Source organism: Nonomuraea sp. NPDC059194 (assembly GCF_042754765.1).
In the GTDB taxonomy this organism is placed as follows: domain Bacteria; phylum Actinomycetota; class Actinomycetes; order Streptosporangiales; family Streptosporangiaceae; genus Nonomuraea.
On record NZ_JBHZBH010000001.1, the window covers coordinates 430985 to 448500 of the forward strand.

General features: G+C 71.2%; 20 protein-coding genes. 6 read left to right on the plus strand and 14 right to left on the minus strand.

Translation table 11 applies throughout. The features are described 5' to 3' along the window. Nucleotides 1-45: 45 nt before the first annotated feature. The 12 genes from tsaD to ACFXJ8_RS02065 all read right to left on the minus strand — a co-directional run bounded on the left by tsaD (nucleotide 46) and on the right by ACFXJ8_RS02065 (nucleotide 10564). On the minus strand, nucleotides 46-1077 hold the full coding sequence (tsaD, locus tag ACFXJ8_RS02010) for a tRNA (adenosine(37)-N6)-threonylcarbamoyltransferase complex transferase subunit TsaD (RefSeq protein WP_379641929.1): 1032 nt from the start codon (nucleotides 1075-1077) through the stop codon (nucleotides 46-48). Beyond that, a complete protein-coding gene (gene rimI, locus ACFXJ8_RS02015; RefSeq protein ID WP_379642060.1) occupies nucleotides 1070-1501 on the minus strand; it encodes a ribosomal protein S18-alanine N-acetyltransferase in 432 nt (143 codons plus the stop codon). Before rimI ends, tsaD begins: the two co-directional genes overlap by 8 nt. A gap of 11 nt (nucleotides 1502-1512) precedes the next feature. Continuing rightward, the gene (gene tsaB / locus ACFXJ8_RS02020) at nucleotides 1513-2160 is read right to left on the minus strand and encodes a tRNA (adenosine(37)-N6)-threonylcarbamoyltransferase complex dimerization subunit type 1 TsaB (protein WP_379641930.1); all 648 of its coding nucleotides are present in this window, start codon (nucleotides 2158-2160) and stop codon (nucleotides 1513-1515) included. Nucleotides 2161-2218: 58 nt separating this feature from the next. Further along, complete coding sequence (locus tag ACFXJ8_RS02025) at nucleotides 2219-3148, minus strand: phosphotransferase family protein (RefSeq protein WP_379641931.1); 930 nt, start codon at nucleotides 3146-3148, stop codon at nucleotides 2219-2221. A 36-nt stretch (nucleotides 3149-3184) separates the two neighbouring features. Continuing rightward, a complete protein-coding gene (locus ACFXJ8_RS02030; RefSeq protein WP_379641932.1) occupies nucleotides 3185-3736 on the minus strand; it encodes a class F sortase in 552 nt (183 codons plus the stop codon). Nucleotides 3737-3739: 3 nt separating this feature from the next. Further along, on the minus strand, nucleotides 3740-4462 hold the full coding sequence (locus ACFXJ8_RS02035) for a hypothetical protein (RefSeq protein WP_379641933.1): 723 nt from the start codon (nucleotides 4460-4462) through the stop codon (nucleotides 3740-3742). Nucleotides 4463-4546: 84 nt separating this feature from the next. Then, a complete protein-coding gene (tsaE, locus tag ACFXJ8_RS02040; protein ID WP_379641934.1) occupies nucleotides 4547-5002 on the minus strand; it encodes a tRNA (adenosine(37)-N6)-threonylcarbamoyltransferase complex ATPase subunit type 1 TsaE in 456 nt (151 codons plus the stop codon). Continuing rightward, a complete protein-coding gene (locus ACFXJ8_RS02045) occupies nucleotides 4999-6048 on the minus strand; it encodes an alpha/beta fold hydrolase (RefSeq protein WP_379641935.1) in 1050 nt (349 codons plus the stop codon). Before ACFXJ8_RS02045 ends, tsaE begins: the two co-directional genes overlap by 4 nt. After that, entirely contained in the window at nucleotides 6045-7187 is a 1143-nt protein-coding gene (gene alr / locus ACFXJ8_RS02050; RefSeq protein WP_379641936.1) for an alanine racemase, read from the minus strand. The genes ACFXJ8_RS02045 and alr overlap by 4 nt, the downstream gene beginning before the upstream one ends. Before the next feature lie 12 nt (nucleotides 7188-7199). After that, nucleotides 7200-8675: an NAD(P)H-hydrate dehydratase gene (locus tag ACFXJ8_RS02055; protein WP_379641937.1), complete on the minus strand. Its 1476-nt coding sequence runs from the start codon at nucleotides 8673-8675 to the stop codon at nucleotides 7200-7202. A 10-nt stretch (nucleotides 8676-8685) separates the two neighbouring features. Continuing rightward, nucleotides 8686-9036: a holo-ACP synthase gene (locus tag ACFXJ8_RS02060; protein ID WP_379641938.1), complete on the minus strand. Its 351-nt coding sequence runs from the start codon at nucleotides 9034-9036 to the stop codon at nucleotides 8686-8688. Between the two features lie 109 nt (nucleotides 9037-9145). After that, complete coding sequence (locus tag ACFXJ8_RS02065; RefSeq protein WP_379641939.1) at nucleotides 9146-10564, minus strand: alkaline phosphatase PhoX; 1419 nt, start codon at nucleotides 10562-10564, stop codon at nucleotides 9146-9148. 135 nt (nucleotides 10565-10699) lie between these two features. Between ACFXJ8_RS02065 and coaA the strand changes: the two genes are divergently transcribed. Further along, nucleotides 10700-11602, plus strand: a complete 903-nt coding sequence (coaA, locus tag ACFXJ8_RS02070) for a type I pantothenate kinase (protein ID WP_379642061.1) — start codon at nucleotides 10700-10702, stop codon at nucleotides 11600-11602. On the opposite strand, the gene ACFXJ8_RS02075 is transcribed toward coaA, so the two are convergent. After that, on the minus strand, nucleotides 11574-11708 hold the full coding sequence (locus ACFXJ8_RS02075; RefSeq protein WP_379641940.1) for a hypothetical protein: 135 nt from the start codon (nucleotides 11706-11708) through the stop codon (nucleotides 11574-11576). The genes coaA and ACFXJ8_RS02075 overlap by 29 nt on opposite strands. Nucleotides 11709-11772: 64 nt before the next feature. Here ACFXJ8_RS02075 and ACFXJ8_RS02080 point away from each other — a divergent pair, with 64 nt between their 5' ends. From ACFXJ8_RS02080 to ACFXJ8_RS02100, 5 genes are read left to right on the plus strand one after another with little or no spacing between them, the layout of a single operon-like run. Further along, nucleotides 11773-12735 (plus strand): DUF389 domain-containing protein, encoded by a 963-nt coding sequence (locus ACFXJ8_RS02080; protein ID WP_379641941.1) that lies wholly within the window; start codon nucleotides 11773-11775, stop codon nucleotides 12733-12735. 10 nt (nucleotides 12736-12745) lie between these two features. Continuing rightward, complete coding sequence (locus ACFXJ8_RS02085) at nucleotides 12746-13639, plus strand: ABC transporter ATP-binding protein (RefSeq protein ID WP_379641942.1); 894 nt, start codon at nucleotides 12746-12748, stop codon at nucleotides 13637-13639. After that, nucleotides 13632-14486: an ABC transporter permease gene (locus ACFXJ8_RS02090; protein ID WP_379641943.1), complete on the plus strand. Its 855-nt coding sequence runs from the start codon at nucleotides 13632-13634 to the stop codon at nucleotides 14484-14486. Before ACFXJ8_RS02085 ends, ACFXJ8_RS02090 begins: the two co-directional genes overlap by 8 nt. Further along, on the plus strand, nucleotides 14483-15397 hold the full coding sequence (locus ACFXJ8_RS02095) for an ABC transporter ATP-binding protein (protein WP_379641944.1): 915 nt from the start codon (nucleotides 14483-14485) through the stop codon (nucleotides 15395-15397). Before ACFXJ8_RS02090 ends, ACFXJ8_RS02095 begins: the two co-directional genes overlap by 4 nt. Then, nucleotides 15397-16113: an ABC transporter permease gene (locus ACFXJ8_RS02100; RefSeq protein WP_379641945.1), complete on the plus strand. Its 717-nt coding sequence runs from the start codon at nucleotides 15397-15399 to the stop codon at nucleotides 16111-16113. Before ACFXJ8_RS02095 ends, ACFXJ8_RS02100 begins: the two co-directional genes overlap by 1 nt. Nucleotides 16114-16166: 53 nt before the next feature. Here the strand turns inward: ACFXJ8_RS02100 and glmM are convergent, their stop codons facing one another. Next, a complete protein-coding gene (gene glmM, locus ACFXJ8_RS02105; protein ID WP_379641946.1) occupies nucleotides 16167-17516 on the minus strand; it encodes a phosphoglucosamine mutase in 1350 nt (449 codons plus the stop codon).

The following is a 17516-nucleotide window of genomic DNA, read 5'->3' on the forward strand; positions in this document are numbered from 1 at the left end:
CCACGGAAAGACCAGCCCCGAGCCGGAGGCGAGGGACCGAGCTTTCTACACGTGCACCGTCGTGATCGGGAGCGACGAGTCGGCCGGGATCTCCAGGGTCGACGGCGTGATGCCCGCCGCCACCAGGTCGGATCCCAGCGTCGCCACCATCGCCCCGTTGTCCGTGCACAGCCCAGGACGCGGTACGCGAAGCCGTACCCCCGCCTTGTCGCAGCGCTCCTGCGCCAGCGCTCGCAGCCGCGAGTTGGCCGCGACGCCGCCGCCGATGAGCAGGTCGTGCACGCCGTACTTCTTGCACGCCTGCAGCGCCTTGCGGGTCAGCACGTCGACGACCGCCTCCTGGAAGGAGGCTGCCACGTCGGGCACGTGGATCGACTGGCCGGCGGTTTCGCGGGCCTCCACCCAGCGCGCGACCGCCGTCTTCAGCCCCGAGAAGGAGAAGTCGAACGTGCCGTCGTCGATCTTCCCGCGCGGGAACGCGATCGCCGTGCCGGAGCCCGCGACGGCGGCCTTGTCGATGTGCGGGCCGCCGGGGAACGGCAGTCCGAGCACGCGGGCCACCTTGTCGAACGCCTCGCCGGCGGCGTCGTCGACGGTGGAGCCGAGCGAGATGACGTCCTCGGACACGTCGGGCACCAGCAGCAGCGAGGAGTGTCCGCCGGAGACCAGCAGCGCGATGCACGGCTTGGGCAGCGGGCCGTGTTCGAGCTGGTCGACGGCGACATGGGCGGCCAGGTGGTTGACGCCGTAGAGGGGCACGCCGAGGCCGAGCGAGTAGGCCTTGGCCGCGGCGACCCCGACCAGCAGCGCTCCGGCCAGCCCCGGGCCCGCGGTGACGGCGATGGCGTCGATGTCGGTGAGCTTCACGCCCGCCGTCGCCAGCGCCGACTCGATCGTCGGCGTCATCGCCTCCAGATGCGCCCTGGAGGCGACCTCCGGCACCACGCCGCCGAAGCGCGCGTGCTCTTCCATGCTGGAGGCGATGGTGTTGGCCAGCAGCGTGTGGCCTCTGACGATGCCGATGCCGGTCTCGTCGCAGGAGGTCTCGATGCCAAGGACCAGGGGTTCGTCAGCCATCCAGCTTCCTCTTCATCATGATCGCGTCGGTGCCGTCGTCGTAGTAGCGGCGGCGCACCCCGATCTCCTCGAATCCGAACCGTTCGTAGACCGATCTGGCCCGCGGGTTGTCCGCGCGAACCTCCAGGAAGATCTCCTGGGCCGCGCGCCGCCGCGCCTCGTCGAGCAGCTCGGTGAGCATGGCGCTGCCGACGCCCTCGCCCTGCCGTTCGCTCAGCACCGCGATCGTCTGCACGTCGGCCTGGTCGGCGGCGACGGCCAGCCCCGCGTAGCCGATGATCAGATCGCCGTCGACGGCGACCACATAATGCCTGGTGCGCGGCTGGTCGGCCAGCTCGCCGCGCATCATGCCCTCGCTCCACGCGTCGAGGGGAAAGGTGGCCCGCTCCAGGGACATGACCGCGGGCAGGTCCGCCTCGGTCATCCGCCTGAGCTTCACGCCGTCACCTTCTTCGGCGGCTTGGGGATCACCGCGTCGGGCCGGCGCAGGTAGATCGGCCGCGGCTGGTCCATCGGGAGCCCGGCGGCCAGCCGCTCGGCGGCCAGCGCGGCCATGAACCCGCCATAGGGGTACGGCGGTGCGCCCGGCTCGCCGAGGACGTCGGGGTAGAGGGCGGCGCCCGCTCCCACGACGGGAAGCCCGCCGGTGCGCGGCACGTCGGCGGGCCGGTCGACGAAGGGCCCTTCCAGGCGGGTGCGCGCGTCGGAGTAGCGAGCCCAGAAGACCTCCTTGCGCCGCGCGTCGGTGGCGGCGAGGAACTCGGTCGTGAGCCCGCTGCCGTAGGCGACGGCGTCGAGGCTGCAGATGCCGTACGCGGGCGCGCCGATCGCGGTGGACAGCGCCTGCGCGGTCATCAGGCCCACTCTCAGCCCCGTGTAGGGGCCTGGGCCCGAGCCCGCGACGATCGCGGTGACGTCGTGGAGCGAGGCGCCCGCCTCGTCGAGCACCTTCTCGATCGTGGGAACGAGCAGCTCACCGTGGCGGCGGGCGTCGACCACGGTGGATTCGGCGAGCACCCTCGCGCCGTCGTGCAGCGCTGCTGTGACGGCGGGGGTCGCGGTATCAAAGGCCAGGACCAGCACGAATGTTTAGCCTAGTGCGTCGGCGCCGGTGCTGCCCGACATCGTGCGTGCTCCGGGCTCAGTTCCAGCCGGTCCTGAACCGCAGCCAGTCGAGCGCCGCGACGCCCTGCGCGCGCTGGAAGGCCCTGACGGTCGGCAACCCCGGCGGGTCGGGCTGGCGGCCCTGCCGGACGAAGTAGCCGGTCAGCGCCGCGAGCACCGCGGTCACGGCCGGATCCTTGTCGTCGAACAGCTCCTGCGGCGGCGGCCCGCCCTGCATGCGCACGGACGGCAGCATGCACACCAGGTCGATCCACGGCGCGCCGACGGACGCCCACGGCCAGTCCACGACGTAGACCCTGTCGTCGGTGAGCAGCACGTTGTCGGCCCTGAGGTCGGCGTGGACGAGCGAGTCGCCCTCGGCCGCCGCCGCCCAGCCCTCCTCCAGCTCCGCCAGTGCGTCGAGGTTGCGCAGCGCCCACGGGTCCAGGCCCGTGGTGTCCTCGTCCAGCAGCCTCCGCCAGCCGGTGAAGCTTTCCTCGTGCATGTCGGCGAAGGTCCGCGCGGTGATCGGGGCGGGAGTGAGCGCGGTGGACAGCTCGTCCACCGCGTCCAGCACCCGCCGCAGCTCGTCGTCGCGCCACGGCATGGCCGGGTGGCGTCCCGCGACGTCCTCGAAGACCAGCGCCACCCAGTCGCCCGTGTCGAAGGAGGCCAGCAGCTTGGGCGCGGGCACCCGCTCGGGCAGCGCGCCCGCGATCTCCACCTCCGCGCGGTAGATCTCGATGGAGCGCGGGTTGGGAACGGCACCGCAGGCCTTGACGAAGGCGCGCCTGCCGTCGTCGAGCCTCAGCCGTACGGCCGCGGCGGGAGAGAAGCCGCCGGTCTGGGTGACCGCCTCGACCACGCGCCCGCCGAGGAAGTCGGCGACCTGCCGCCGCAGCCCGGCAGGCACCCGCTCCCACGGAAGGCGCACCCCCGAGGCGGGCGGGTTCAGCTCGTCGCTCATGCCCCTCATCCTCTCGACGCCCGCAAGCGGTTTTCCTCAGGCGAGCTTCACCGGCGAGGCGTAGACGATGATGTTGTCCTCGTACTCGTGCCTGGCGAAGTCGAAGTTCCCCCCGCACGTGACGAGCCGCAGCCCCGCCTCGGTGTAGACGCGCTGGGCGGGGAAGCGGTCCTTGTCGACCTGCTCCACCGACTCGACCCGGTACTCGGCGACCTTCCCGTCGCTGCGCGACACCTTGACCAACTGCCCTTTGCGCAGCTGCCTGAGCTTGTAGAACACCGCGGGCGCCGTCTTGGTGTCGACGTGCCCGATGATCACCGAGGCGCCCTTCTCGCCGGGCACCGCGCTGTGCTTGAACCACCCCGCGACCTTCGGCTTCTCGTACGGCGGAAGCTCCACCTCGCCGCCCTTGGTCAGCCCGAGCTTCATCAACGGCGCGTCGAGATCGATGGCCGGGACCTCGATGCTCTCGGGCACGACGGACGAGGGCGCCGCTTCCTCCTGCCGTACCTGCAGGGTCTTGCCGAAGGCGACCAGCACGAGGCCGGTGGCTGCCCCCGCGAGGATCACCCGTGAGAACCGGGCCATCTGTCAGCCGCGGCGGCGCCGTAGCGCCAGGCCGAGACCGGCGGCCAGAGCCAGGCCGAGCAGCACCCCTGCCGGGCCGAGCGGGATGCCCGACTCGTCGGCCCCGTCCTTGGCGAACGTGCCGCCGCCGCCCGCGCCGGGCGCCTTGGTGGGCACGGCGGTCCCGGTGGAGGTCGGCTCGTCGGTGGGGCCCGCGGCGACCACGCGCAGCGTGGCCTTGCCGGTGTCGTTGGTGCCGTCGCACTTGACGTTCACGGGATAGCTGCCGCGCTTGACGGTGCCGGAGATCTGGGCGTCGCCGCGCACCCACGGCACGGGGGCGGGGGTGGCGGTGGTGCCGGGCGTGGCGGTCGGCGTGGGCGGCGGGACGGGGTCGAGCGGGACCGCGGCCAGGAACGCCTTGGAGGTGGCGGTGCCGCTGTGCTCGGGGCCGTCGGTCGGCACGGGGCAGTTGGCCAGGATCCACACCGTGGAGGTGTCGCCGGCGGTCACCTTGTCAGGGTTGAGCCGTACGTCGATGTTCTGCCTGGTGGCGGGAGCCGTCGCGGTGGCGGGAGCGGTGGTGGTGGCTGTGGAGGTGGCGGTCGTGGTCGCGGTGCCCGACGGCGTCGCCGTCTGCGCCGAGGCCGAGCATCCCGCCACGCCTAACATGAGGAAGGCCCCCATGCACGCGACTCGCCTGATGGTGAGCACCGCCGCACCCCACTTCGCCGTTTCCACCAGCATCCCCCACCTGATACCCAGAAAATCTGGGGGAACCCATAAGGAAATGATCTCAGGCTTGACTGGAGGTTGGCGAAGATTTGTCTGTTAGGCGGGATCAGACGGCGTGTCGGCCCAGCGCGCGCCCACTCCCCGCACGGTGACGGTGCGCGCGTCGTCACCGTCTGATCTGTCGATATGGACTTCGAGCCGCTCCTCGGACAGCCCCTCGACCAGCCCCTCGCCCCATTCCACGATCGTCACCGACTCCTCCAGCGAGGCGTCGAGGTCGAGGTCGTCGACCTCGAGATCGCCGCCGAGGCGGTAGGCGTCGGCGTGGACGAGCGGCGGCCCGTCGACGAGGGAGGGGTGGACGCGGGCGATGACGAAGGTGGGCGAGGTGATCGGGCCGCGCACCTTGAGGCCTTCGGCGATGCCCTGCACCAGCGTGGTCTTGCCGGCGCCGAGCGGCCCGGACAGGATGATCAGGTCACCGCCCCGCAGCCCGGCGGCCAGCCGTACGCCGAGTGCGCGCATCTCCTCGGCCGTCGCGACGACAGTCACAGTTCCACCCTCTTCACCAGGTCGCGCAGGGCGTCGTTGACCACGTTCGGGCGCTCCAGCTGGACGAGGTGGGAGGTCTCCGGCACCTCGGTGAGCTGCGCCTTGGGCAGCGCCGCGGCGATCGCCCTGCTGTGCTCGGGCGGCGTCAGCCAGTCTTTCTCGCCGACCATGATCGCGGTCGGCACGTCGTCGAGGACGTGCAGCGCCGACAGTTTGTCGTGGTTCATCAGCGCCGGGTAGAAGTCGGCGATCACCTCGATCGGCGTCGAGCGGATCATCGATTCGACGAAGTCGACGAGGGTGGGGCTGACGTTCTTGGAGTCGCCGAACCCGAAGTGGCGCAGCACCAGGAAGGCCACGTCGTTGCCGGCGTGGCGGGTCCTGTCGACCAGCGAGCCGCCCATGCCCAGGATGGAGACCGTCGCGGGCGCCACCTTGTGCAGGCCCTTGGCCAGCAGGGCGGGCAGGCCGAGGGTGATCTCGGCCAGCTTTCCGGCGCTGGTGGAGATCAGCGCCACACCCTTGATCTTGTCACCGAACAGCTCAGGGTGGCTGTCGGCGAGCGCCATGATCGTCATGCCGCCCATCGAGTGGCCGACCAGGACGCACGGCCCTGGCACGAACGCCTCCAGCACCTCGTACAGGTCTTCGCCGAGCCGTTCGATCGAGGCGTCCTGGTCTTCGGTGCGCTGGGACAGGCCGTGGGAGCGCTGGTCCCACAGCACGATCCGGTAGGTGTCGCGCAGGTCGCGGCGCTGGTAGTGCCAGGAGTCGTTGTTGTGGGTGTAGCCGTGGCAGAACACGATCGTCACCGGCGCGTCGTCGGGGCCGTCGATCTCGATGTGGAGCGCCACCCCGTCGGAGGTGGTGAGCGTGCGGTCCCTGCCCTTCAGCTCGCCGAACGGCTCGTCGGCCTCAGGGTCGGGGCGCAGCCTGATGCGGCCGACCGCGTAGCGCTTGGCCAGCGCCACGGCGGCCACGCCCGCGGAGGCCGCGCCGACGATCGCACCCGCGATGCCGACCTTCCTGCGCGTGGTGGTCGTCATTTGCCCGCTCCCTCGTAGACCCTCGGCACCCTGGCGCCCAGCCTGGTCACGATCTCATGTGTGATCGTGCCGAGATTGTCGGCCCATTCCTGACAGGTCGGTTCGCCCTGGTCGCCGGGGCCGAACAGGACCACCTCGTCGCCGTCCGACAGTGGGTCGTCGCCCACGTCGATCATGAACTGGTCCATGCACACCCTGCCGACGATCTGCCTGCGTCGGCCGCCCGCCATGACCTCGGCGCGGCCCGTCGCGTGCCTGAGGATACCGTCGGCGTAGCCGAGCGGCACCAGGCCGAGCGTCGACTCGCACGAGGTGGTGTAGAGGTGGCCGTAGGAGACGCCTGCGCCCTCGGGCACCCGCTTGGCCAGCGCGATCCGCGCCACCAGCGTCATCGCCTGCCGCAGGCCGAAGTCGCCCTGCTCGGGGATGGGGCTCAGGCCGTACATCGCGATGCCCGCCCTGACCAGGTCGTAGTGGGTGCGGGGCAGCGACACGATCGCCGCCGAGTTGGCGAGGTGTCTGATCACGTGGGAGCCGCAGACGCCCGCCTGCTCGGCGAGCTTCAGCGCGCTCTCGTAGGCGTCGATCTGCAGGTCGACGGAGCCGTGCCCGGGGATGTCCGAGCAGGCGAAGTGGGACCACACGCCGACGACCTCGATCGCGCCCTCCGCCTGCAGCCGGGCCGCCGCGGCCAGCAGCCCCGGCCAGGCGGCCAGGGGCGCCCCTCCCCTGCTCATGCCCGTGTCGGCCTCGAGATGGGTCCTGGCGGTCCTTCCCGTACGGCGGGCCGCCGCGGCGATCTCCGCCAGCCGGACCTCGGCCGAGGCCGACAGCTCGACGTCGGCCAGCAGCGCCTCGTCGAGCGGCTCGCCTGGCGTGAGGATCCACGACAGCACCGGCACGTCGATCCCGGCCGCGCGCAGCGCGAGGGCCTCCCTGACGTAGGCGGTGCCGAGCCTGCTCGCCCCGCCCTCGACGACGGCCTTCGACACCGGCACCAGACCGTGGCCGTAGCCGTCGGCCTTGACCGCGCCCATCAGCTCCGCGCTCGGCGCCCGCTCCTTGAGCAGCTCGACGTTTCGCCTGATGGCGGCCAGGTCGACCCGCGCCTGAGCGGGCGTCGCCTCACGGAAGCTCATGACCCCAGTTTGTCAGCTCCGACGAGCGGCCGAGCGTGAATCGCCGCCGAGAGATCCGCTGAGAGATCGGATGGCCGCGGGCACGGCCGCGGCCACGTCGGCCGCGGTCAGCGGCGCGCCGTCGGCGGCCAGCCGCCCCGCGAGCCCGTGCAGGAAGGCCGCGCACGCGCCCGCGTCATACGCCGTGAGCCCGGCCGCCAGCAACGCCCCCGCGATGCCTGACAGCACGTCGCCGGTGCCGCCCGTGGCCAGCCACGACGTTCCCGTCTGGTTGACCCTGACCGGCCTGTCCTCCTCGGCGATCACCGTCGTCGACCCCTTGAGCAGCACCGTCACCCCGAGCTCGGCCGCCGCTCTGCGCGCGTGTTCGAGCCTGCTCGCCTCCACCCTGTCGCTCGGCACGCCGAGCAGCCGCCCCAGCTCGCCCGCGTGCGGGGTGACCAGCACCGGCGCGGTACGGCGCAGCAGCCCGCGATCCCGCGCCACGATGGTGAGCGCGTCGGCGTCGAGCAGCACGGGCACGTCGGTGGCCAGCACGCCAGCGAGTAGTTCGTGCGCCCACTCGCCGGTGCCGAGCCCAGGCCCTGCCACCCAGGCCTGGACCCGTCCGACGTCGCCGATCGACGGGTGGTCCAGCTCCGTGATGATCGCCTCGGGCCAGTGCGCGCGCACCTGCTGGACCGGCGGGGCCGTACCGACGTAGCGGACCATGCCCGCGCCCGCCCGCAGCGCCCCGCCGACGGACAGCACCGCCGCGCCGGTGTAGCGGTCGCTGCCGGCGGCGATGCCGACCACGCCCCTGCGGTACTTGTCGGATTCCGCGCCCGGCCTGGGCAGCAGGCTGTCGACGTCCTCGGCGGTCAGCGCGGCCACGTCGGGGTCGGGCAGGTAGGGGCCGAGACCGATGTCGATCACTTCGAGCGCGCCGACGCGGGAGGCGCCCGGGTCGACGAGCAGCCCGGTCTTGCAGGCGCCCATCGTCACCGTGATGTGCGCCTCGACGGCCACGCCCGCGACCCGGCCGGTGCTGGAGTCGACGCCGCTGGGCACGTCGACCGCGACCACGAGCGCGTCAACGGCGTTGGCCTCGGCCACCAGCGACGCGTACGGCTCGCGCAGCGCCCCCGACGCGCCGATGCCCACAAGCCCGTCGACGACGAGGTCGGGCGTCCCCACCTCGTCGGCGATCCTGCCGCCCGCCGCGAGGAAGGCGGCCAGGCCCTCGGCGTGCGTCTTCGACCCGGCGAGGATCGCCTCGACCCTGGCGCCGCGGCGGGCCAGCCGTTCGCCCGCGTAGAGGGCGTCGCCGCCGTTGTCGCCGCTGCCGACGAGCAGCAGCACGCGCGAGCCGTACACCCTGCCGAGCAGGGTCGCGCAGACGGCGGCCAGGCCGCTGGCCGCGCGCTGCATCAGCGTGCCCTCGGGGAGCGTGGCCATCAGCGCGAGCTCGGCTGCCCTGATCTGGTCGGCGGTGTAGGCGGTGCGCACGTGTCAGAACCTAACCCTCGGCGATCACGTAGGCCAGGGCGATACCCGCGTCGTGGGTGAGCGAGACGTGCCATCGCTTGACGCCGAGGCCGTAGGCGACCTCGGCGGCCTGGCCGCTGATGTGCAGCTCGGGCTTGCCGTGGTCGCCGGTGCGGATCTCGGCGTCGAGGTGGCTGAGGCCGGGCGGCGCGCCGAGCGCCTTGGCGACGGCTTCCTTGGCCGCGAACCTGGCCGCCAGCGACTGCGGCCCGAGCGTGCGCTCCGTCTCGGTGAACAGCCGGGAGCGCAGCCCGGGCGTGCGCGCCATGGTCGCCTCGAACCTGGCCACGTCGACGACGTCCACCCCGATGCCCAGAATCATTCACCCAGCGTACTAATGGGAAACGTGCCAAGTGGACTGCCACTACGGCCCTAACCAGGCACGACAGTGGAGTGGCAGTCCGGCGAGCAGGTTTCCTGTTAGTAGATGGTCAGAAGCCTCCCTTGTGCCACGGACCCCAGATGGCGAACGTCAGCCCCTTGACCGACTGCACGTTGACGTACAGCGTCCGCCGTCCGGGGCCGAAGGTGGATCCGGCGAACTCGGCGCCCGCGTCACCTGGGACGGGCGCGAGCCGCGCGAAGTCGAAGATCTCGCCGCGCCGAGTCAGCCCCCGCAGGTAGTTGTCGGCGCCGCCGTCCTCGCACAGCACGAGCGTGCCCCTGGCGCTGGTGGTGATGTTGTCGGGCAGGTCGAGCACCATCGAGCCCGGCGACTCGTAGACCAGGCGCAGCCGCTCGCTCCACGTCTCGTAGGCCCACACCTGGCCCCGTCCCTTGCCGAACCCGGACGGCGGCGTGTCGCCCTGGGCGGTCGCGCCGCCCTGCGTGGAGACGAAGTAGATCACCCCGTGATGGTGGATCGCCCCTTCCAGGCGGGAGAAGATCGCCGCGCCCTTGGCCCGCCCCTGCTTTCCGACGGCCTGGATCGCCACGTCGTTGGCCGGACGGCCGGTGAAGGTGGGGTCGGGGTCGTCGATGTCCACCCACGTCACCGCGTAGGACGCCCCTCGCGGCTGGCCGAGCGACAGGTCCTTGTTCGGCTCGCCCTTGACGGCCAGCATCTGCAGCCGCCCGCCGTCGAGGATGCGTCCCGCCCTGAGCGGGTTCTTCGGCGGCACGTACCGGTAGAAGCCCGACGCGAACGCGAAGTTGTCCTCCGTCAGGTAGACGGCGCCGCTCAGCGCGTCGAAGGCCGCCGACTCGTGCGCGAACCTGCCGGCCGACCTGATCGGCCGGGCTTCGGCCTGACCGTGGATCGGCACCTCGAAGATGTAGCCGTGCTTCTGCTTCAGCAGCGTGTTGTCCGCGCCGGTGAAGTCGTTGCCCACGTCGGGGCCGTTGACCGTCTCCTCGCAGGTCACCCACGACCCCCACGGCATCGGCCCGCCCGAGCAGTTCATCTGGGTGCCGGTGAGCGAGGGGCCGCTCCGTAACACCTCGCCGTACCTGGTCACCTGCAACGTCGCGGTGCCGCCGCCGGCGGCGGGGTCATAAGCCTTCGACACGTCGCCGAACGCGCCCACGGGCCCGTTGACCTCGTGGTTGCGCACCAGGATCGTGGTGCCCGCCCGGCCGCGGAAGGCGGCCATGCCGTCGTGGCGCGACGGCGTCACCGTGCCGTCGGTGAACTGCTCGCCCGCCTCGTTGAACGAGCGGTACCTGAAGCCGTCGGGCAGGTGCAGCCTGACCTGTCCGTCCCGCTCGTCCTCGATCGGCCTGAGCGGCCCGTAGCCGCCTCCCGGCCGCAGGGCGCCGTTGACACCGGCGCCCGCGACTCCCGTGAACGGCCCCGCGACCCCTGCGGCCGTGACGCCCGCGGCTCCTGCGAGGAAACGACGACGATCCATGCGGTCCTCCTTGGCGATGGTGTCGTCACCGTAAGCCGGGGGCGGGGAAGATCCCAATGTCAGATGTCGCCAACTACACCCACGAACCAACCAAGGTTTGCCGGTCAATAGGCTTTCAGGGTGAACAACGGCTACGTGGACCTGAGCAGGGAGCAGTGGAGCGAGCTCCGCAAGAACACGCCCTTGACTCTCACCGCAGACGAGCTGGAAGACCTCCGTGGCGTCGACGATCCGATCGATCTCGCCGAGGTCACCGACATCTACCTCCCCCTGACCCGGTTGCTGAACCTCCACTTCACCGGGTCCAAGCAGCGCAGCAGCGTGCTGAGCGCCTTCCTCGGCAACGAGGAGCAGCGCGTGCCGTACATCCTGGGCATCGCGGGAAGCGTCGCGGTCGGCAAGTCGACCACGGCGCGGCTGCTCAGGACGCTCCTGGCGCGCTGGCCCGAACATCCCCAGGTCGCGCTGATCACCACCGACAGCTTCCTCTACCCCAACGCGGTGCTGGAGGCCAGGGGGATCATGCAGCGCAAGGGCTTCCCCGAGAGCTACGACCGCCGCGCCCTGGTCCGGTTCGTCGCCGAGGTCAAGGCGGGCGCGGCCGAGGCGCACGCCCCCGTGTACTCCCACCTGGAGTACGACATCGTCCCCGGCGCCACCCAGGTCGTGAAAAAGCCGGACATCCTCATCATCGAGGGCCTCAACGTCCTGCAGCCCGCCCCACCCGCCGCGCTCGCCGTCAACGACTACTTCGACTTCTCCATCTACGTCGACGCCAAGGTCGAGGACATCCGCAACTGGTACGTCCAGCGCTTCCACCAGCTGCGCCGTACCGCCTTCGAGGACCCGAAGTCCTACTTCAAGTACATCGCCGAGCTCTCGGAGGAGGAGGCCACCGCGTTCGCCAAGAACGTGTGGCGCGACATCAACGAACGCAACCTCGTCGAGAACATCCTGCCCACCCGCGGCCGGGCGGGCCTGGTGCTCAGGAAGGGCCCCGACCACGCCATCAAGCGGGTACGGCTGCGCCGAACCTGACGCCGGCCTCCGCCATCACGTAGACGGCGAACCGCCCCTGACACCCCAGATCGTCGACGTCGGCGAACCAGCACGGCTCGCCTTCCTCGTGACAGCTGATCATCATGGACGGCAGCCTGTCCGAGCACGGTCAACGCCCTATCAACATCCGATGGACGACAATGGGCCGCGTGCTGCATCTGCGACTCATCAGCCCTCCCGGCCGCACCCACGAGGTGATCGACGTTCTGGAGGGCTGCACGGGGGTCACCAACCTCGTCGTCCTGGCCGGGGCGGCCCGCGTGCCCGAAGGCGACCTGATCCTCTGCGACATGGCGCGCGAGGCCGCCAACGAGGTCATCGACCGTGTCGGCTGGCTGGCGCAGGAGGGCTCGATCGCCGTCGAGGACATCGACCTGTCGCTCTCGCGGGCCGCCGAGCAGGCCGAGGCGGAGGCGCCGGGCGAGGGCGACGACGCCGTGGTGTGGGCGGCGCTGGCCCAGCGCGTCGACGACGACCTGCGGCTCACCTGGGCCTACCTCGTCTTCATCGCGATCGCCACCCAGCTCGCCGGCATCGGCGTCGTGACGAACTCGCTCGTGCTCATCGTCGGCGCGATGGTCCTCGGCCCCGAGTTCGGCGCCATCGCCGCCGCCTGCTTCGGCCTGCTCACCCGACGATGGCACCTGGTCGGCAGGGCCGTCTCCACGCTCGCCATCGGCTTCGCCGTCGCGATCGCCATCACCTTCGCCTGCGCCCTCGTCTCCAGGGGGCTCGGCTGGATCGACGCGAAATCCCTCGGCGTCGGCCACGAGGAGGTCCAGTTCATCGTCAAACCCGACCGCTGGTCCTTCATCGTCGCGCTGCTGGCGGGCGCGGCGGGCGTGCTGTCGGTCACCGCGGGCAAGTCGTCGGCGCTGGTCGGCGTCTTCATCTCCGTCACGACGATCCCCGCGGCCGGCTACGCGGCCGTCGCCCTGGCCCTCGGCAACTGGCCGGAGGTCGGCGGATCGGCGCTGCAACTGGCCGTCAACATCGCGGGCATGGTCATCTCCGGTACGGCCGTGCTGTGCGTCCAGCGGCTGATCTGGCCCCAGGGGATGAGCCCCGGTTCGTCCTCGCGAACGAGGCTGTCGCAGGCCTCGCGCGGGTAGTGTCCGGATCATGCACATCCTCGCGACCGAGGGGCTGACCGAACGCTTCCCGACGGTGACCGCGCTGGACCAGTTGTCCATCACGGTCGAGCCCGGCGTCACGGGCCTGGTAGGTGCCAACGGGGCGGGCAAGTCGACGCTGATCAAGATCCTGCTCGGCCTGCTGCCGCCCACGGCGGGCAGCGCCCAGGTCCTCGGGCTCGACGTGGTCACCCAGGGCCCGCAGATCCGCACGCTCGTCGGCTACATGCCCGAACACGACTGCCTGCCGCCCGACGTGTCCGCCACCGAGCTGGTCGTCCACCTCGCGCAGATCTCCGGCCTGCCGCGCACCGCCGCCCGCGAACGCGCGGCCGACGTGCTGCGCCACGTTGGCCTGTACGAGGAGCGCTACCGCGCCATCGGCGGCTACTCCACCGGCATGAAGCAGCGCGTCAAGCTCGCCCAGGCGCTCGTCCACGACCCCAAGCTGGTCTTCCTCGACGAGCCGACCAACGGGCTCGACCCGCGGGGCCGCGACGAGATGCTCACCCTGATCAGGCGCATCGGCGCCGAGTTCGGCATCAGCGTCCTGGTCACCTCCCACCTGCTCGGCGAGCTCGAACGCGTCTGCGACCACGTCATCGTCATCGACGGCGGCCGGCTGCTGCGCTCCAGCGCCATCACCGAGTTCACCCAGGCGACCCAGACCCTCACCGTCGAGGTCGAGGAGGGCGCCGAGCCGCTGGCCGCCAGGCTCGCCGAGCTCGGGCAGTCCGTCACCGCGCACGGTCGCGGCCTGCTGGTCCACGTCAGCGGCCCGGAGACCTACGACTCCATCCGCGACGCGGTGTCCGAGCTCGACCTGTGCCTCATCCGGCTCGAACAGGGCAGGCAGCGAATCGAGGACGTGTTCCGTGTCTGAGATCTACGACATCGGCTACCGCCACTACGAAGGGGTACGGCTCGGCAGGGCCCATGCCGTACGCGCGCTGATCGTCCAGAACCTGCGCAGCGTCTTCGGCCTCGGCCGCAGGGCGCGCAGCAAGCTCATGCCGTTCCTGCTGGCGGGGTCCATGTTCCTGCTGCCGGTGGTCTCGATCGCGCTGATGGCGACGGTGGGCCGCAGCGACGTCGGCTACACCGGCTTCGCCGTCCTCATGCAACCGGTGATCGCCATCTTCCTGGCCTCGCAGTCACCCACGATCACCGCGCCCGACCTGCGGTTCAAGGTGCTGCCGCTGTACCTGTCGCGGCCCATCTCCTCCCTCGACTACGTCGCGGCCAAGGTGGTGGCGATGACCGTCGCGCTGTTCGCGCTGGTCGCCATCCCGCTGACGGTGATGTTCGCCGGCGAGCTGCTCGTCGACCCGCCGGGGCCCCCGCAGACCAAGGAGTACGTCGCGGCCGTGGTCACGGCGCTGGTGCTGGCGCTGCTGCTGTCCACGTTCGGGCTCGCGCTGGCCTCCTTCACGCCGCGCCGCGGCCTCGGCGTCGCCTCCGTCATCGCCGTCTACCTGCTCGCCGCGGCCGTACAGAGCGCGCTGTTCAGCGCCTTCGAGTCGCTCGGCCGCGGCGACCTGGCCGAGTGGGCGTGGCTGATCAACCCGTTCTTCCTCGTCGACGTGGTGCAGTCGTGGCTGTTCGGCACCGCGCCCGCCGCCGGTTCCGCCTACCCACCCGGCGCCGTCGCCGCGCTTGCGGTCGTCGGGCTCATCGCGCTGAGCATGGCGGCCTTCATCCTCCGCTACCGGAAGGCGGCCTCCCGGTGAAGATCGAGCTCGCCCAGGCCTCGCGTTGGTACGGCAACGTGGTGGCCGTCAACGACATCACCATGACCATCGGCCCCGGCGTCACCGGCCTGCTCGGCCCGAACGGCGCGGGCAAGTCGACGCTGCTGCACATGATGGCCGGGTTCCTGGCCCCCTCGGGCGGCACGGTTACCCTCGACGGCGACAGGACCTGGAAGAACCACCACATCTACCGCCACATCGGCCTGGTCCCCGAGCGTGAGGGCATCTACGGCTTCCTCACCGGGTGGCAGTTCGTGCTCTCGGCGGCCAAGCTGCACGGCCTGGCCGCGCCCGAGGACGCCGCCACCAAGGCCCTGGCCATGGTCGAGATGGAGCCGGCCAAGGACCGCCGCGTCGAGACGTACTCCAAAGGCATGAAGCAGCGCGTCAAGGTCGCCGCCGCCCTCGTCCACGACCCGCAGGTGCTGCTGCTCGACGAGCCGTTCAACGGCATGGACCCCCGCCAGCGGCTCCAGCTCATGGACCTCATCACCACCATGGGCGCGGCGGGCAAGACGATCCTGTTCAGCTCGCACATCCTGGAGGAGGTCGAGCGCGTCGCCCAGCACATCGAGGTCGTCGTCGCCGGACGGCACGCCGCCTCGGGCGACTTCCGCGAGATCCGCCGCCTGATGACCGACCGGCCGCACCTGTTCAGGATCCGGTCGAGCGACGACAGGAAGCTGGCCGCCGCGCTCATCGTCGACAGGTCGGCGGCGGGCGTGACGCTCACCCCCAACGGCCTCGAGGTCCAGGCGGCGGAGTTCCGCCGCTTCACCTGGCTGCTGCCGCGCGTGGCCCGGCACGAAGGCGTCCACCTGCTCCAGGTCTCCCCCGCCGACGAGGACCTGGAGAGCGTCTTCGCCTACCTGATCACAAGGAGCTCCTGATGAACGGCGTCGTGGCGGGCATCACCTACCGCGCGGTACTCGGCCGCCGCCGCATCTTCCTGCTCATCCTGCTGCCTGTCGCCCTGGTGGCGATGGCGGTGCTGCTGCGGCTGGTCGGCAGCGCCGACGAGCGGTCGGCGGTCACGCTCATGCAGAGCTTCGCCATCGGGACCATGCTGCCGCTGCTCGGCCTGATCGCCGGCACCGGCGTGATCGCCCCCGAGATCGACGACGGGACCGTGCTGCACCTGCTGTCCAAGCCGATCTCGCGCCCCGTCATCGCCCAGACCAAGTTCGCCGTGGCCGCCTCGCTGCTGGCCGTCTTCGCGGGAGTGCCGACGTTCCTGTCGGCGTGGCTGCTGGTGGGCGGCGAGTCGGGGATCGCCGGCGGCTTCACGGTGGGGGCGCTGTGCGGCGGCATCGCCTACGCGGCGGTGTTCCTGCTGCTGGGAGTCGTCACCAAGCACGCGGTCACCATCGGGATCATCTACGCGCTGGTGTGGGAGGGGCTGATCGGCAACCTGGTGTCGGGCGTCAGGCAGTTCTCGATCCAGCAGTGGGCCAGGTCGATCGCCGACCAGATCAGCTCGTCGCCGTTCCTGTCGACGGACGTGAAGCTGAGCTTCGCGATCCCGGCGCTGATCGTGGTCACGGTCGGCGCGGTGGTGTGGGCGGGCCGGCGGCTGCGCGCCTTCTCACTGACCGGCGACGAGTAGAACACAAGAGGGGTACGGCACGAGCGTGCCGTACCCCTCTTGTGTGGGAAACCTCAGACGCAGGCGGTGCGGACCACGTCGGCCAGGCGGCCCGCGACCCTGCTGGCCTGCTCCTCCGAGGACGCCTCGACCATCACCCTGATCATCGGCTCGGTGCCGCTCGGCCTGATGAGGACGCGCCCCGTCTCGCCCAGCTCCGCCTCGGCCGCCGCGACGGCCTCCGACAGCTGCGGCGCGGCCGCCTTGCCCCTGTCGACGTCCTTGACGTTGATGAGGATCTGCGGCAGCACGGTCATCACCCCGGCGAGGTCGCGCAGCGACTTGCCCGACCTGGCCACCACCGACAGCAGGTGCAGCGAGGTCAGCAGCCCGTCACCCGTCGTGGCGTGGTCGAGCAGGATCACGTGACCCGACTGCTCGCCACCGAGGGTGAAGCCGTCGGCCTTCATCGCCTCCAGCACGTAGCGGTCGCCGACCGCCGTCTGGACGACCTCGATGCCCGCCTCACGCATGGCCAGCCTGAAGCCGAGGTTGGACATCACGGTCGCGACCACGGTGCTCTTGGCAAGCCGCTTCTCGGCGTGCATGGCCAGCGCCAGGATCGCCATGATCTGGTCGCCGTCGACCACCGCGCCGGTGTGGTCGACCGCCAGGCAGCGGTCGGCGTCACCGTCGTAGGCGATGCCGAGATCGGCGCCGCGCGAGATGACGACCTGCTGCAGCTTGTCCAGATGAGTGGAGCCGCAGCCCGCGTTGATGTTGAGCCCGTCGGGCCTGGCGCCGATCGCCTCGACCTGGGCGCCCGCGCGCAACAGCGCCTCCGGCGCCACCACGCTGGCCGCGCCGTTGGCGCAGTCGACGACGATGTGGAGCCCGTCGAGCCGCCCGTCGAGCGTGTCGAGCAGGTGGGAGATGTAGCGGTCGGCCTCGCCGTACGCCTCGCGCACGCGGCCGACACCCGCCCCGACGGGGCGCTCCCACCGCTCGCCGAGCCGGCGCTCGATCTCGTCCTCGACCGTGTCGGACAGCTTGAAGCCGCCGCGGGCCAGGAACTTGATGCCGTTGTCGGGCGCGGGATTGTGGGAGGCCGACAGCATGACGCCGAGATCGGCGCCGAGCGCGGCCGTCAGATGGGCGACGGCGGGGGTGGGCAGCACGCCGAGACGCAGCACGTCCACCCCGGACGACGCAAGGCCGGCGACCACCGCGGCCTCCAGGAATTCACCTGAAGCGCGGGGGTCCCGGCCTACGACCGCCACAGGCCTCTTGTGGCCTGTGGCGGCGAAAGCGCCTGCATCGCCGAGGACGTGAGCCGCCGCGACCGAGAGGTCCATGGCGAGCTCGGCCGTGAGGTCGCGACCCGCGACCCCACGTACCCCGTCGGTGCCGAAAAGGCGCCCCAA

Bases quoted from the DNA above. Each gene is read 5' to 3' on its own strand.
- tsaD (WP_379641929.1), bottom strand. From the start codon at position 1,077: ATGGCTGACGAACCCCTGGTCCTTGGCATCGAGACCTCCTGCGACGAG.
- rimI (WP_379642060.1), bottom strand. From the start codon at position 1,501: ATGACCGAGGCGGACCTGCCCGCGGTCATGTCCCTGGAGCGGGCCACC.
- ACFXJ8_RS02025 (WP_379641931.1), bottom strand. From the start codon at position 3,148: ATGAGCGACGAGCTGAACCCGCCCGCCTCGGGGGTGCGCCTTCCGTGG.
- ACFXJ8_RS02030 (WP_379641932.1), bottom strand. From the start codon at position 3,736: ATGGCCCGGTTCTCACGGGTGATCCTCGCGGGGGCAGCCACCGGCCTC.
- ACFXJ8_RS02035 (WP_379641933.1), bottom strand. From the start codon at position 4,462: ATGCTGGTGGAAACGGCGAAGTGGGGTGCGGCGGTGCTCACCATCAGG.
- ACFXJ8_RS02045 (WP_379641935.1), bottom strand. From the start codon at position 6,048: ATGACGACCACCACGCGCAGGAAGGTCGGCATCGCGGGTGCGATCGTC.
- alr (WP_379641936.1), bottom strand. From the start codon at position 7,187: ATGAGCTTCCGTGAGGCGACGCCCGCTCAGGCGCGGGTCGACCTGGCC.
- ACFXJ8_RS02060 (WP_379641938.1), bottom strand. From the start codon at position 9,036: ATGATTCTGGGCATCGGGGTGGACGTCGTCGACGTGGCCAGGTTCGAG.
- ACFXJ8_RS02065 (WP_379641939.1), bottom strand. From the start codon at position 10,564: ATGGATCGTCGTCGTTTCCTCGCAGGAGCCGCGGGCGTCACGGCCGCA.
- ACFXJ8_RS02075 (WP_379641940.1), bottom strand. From the start codon at position 11,708: ATGATGATCAGCTGTCACGAGGAAGGCGAGCCGTGCTGGTTCGCCGAC.
- ACFXJ8_RS02085 (WP_379641942.1), top strand. From the start codon at position 12,746: ATGCACATCCTCGCGACCGAGGGGCTGACCGAACGCTTCCCGACGGTG.
- ACFXJ8_RS02100 (WP_379641945.1), top strand. From the start codon at position 15,397: ATGAACGGCGTCGTGGCGGGCATCACCTACCGCGCGGTACTCGGCCGC.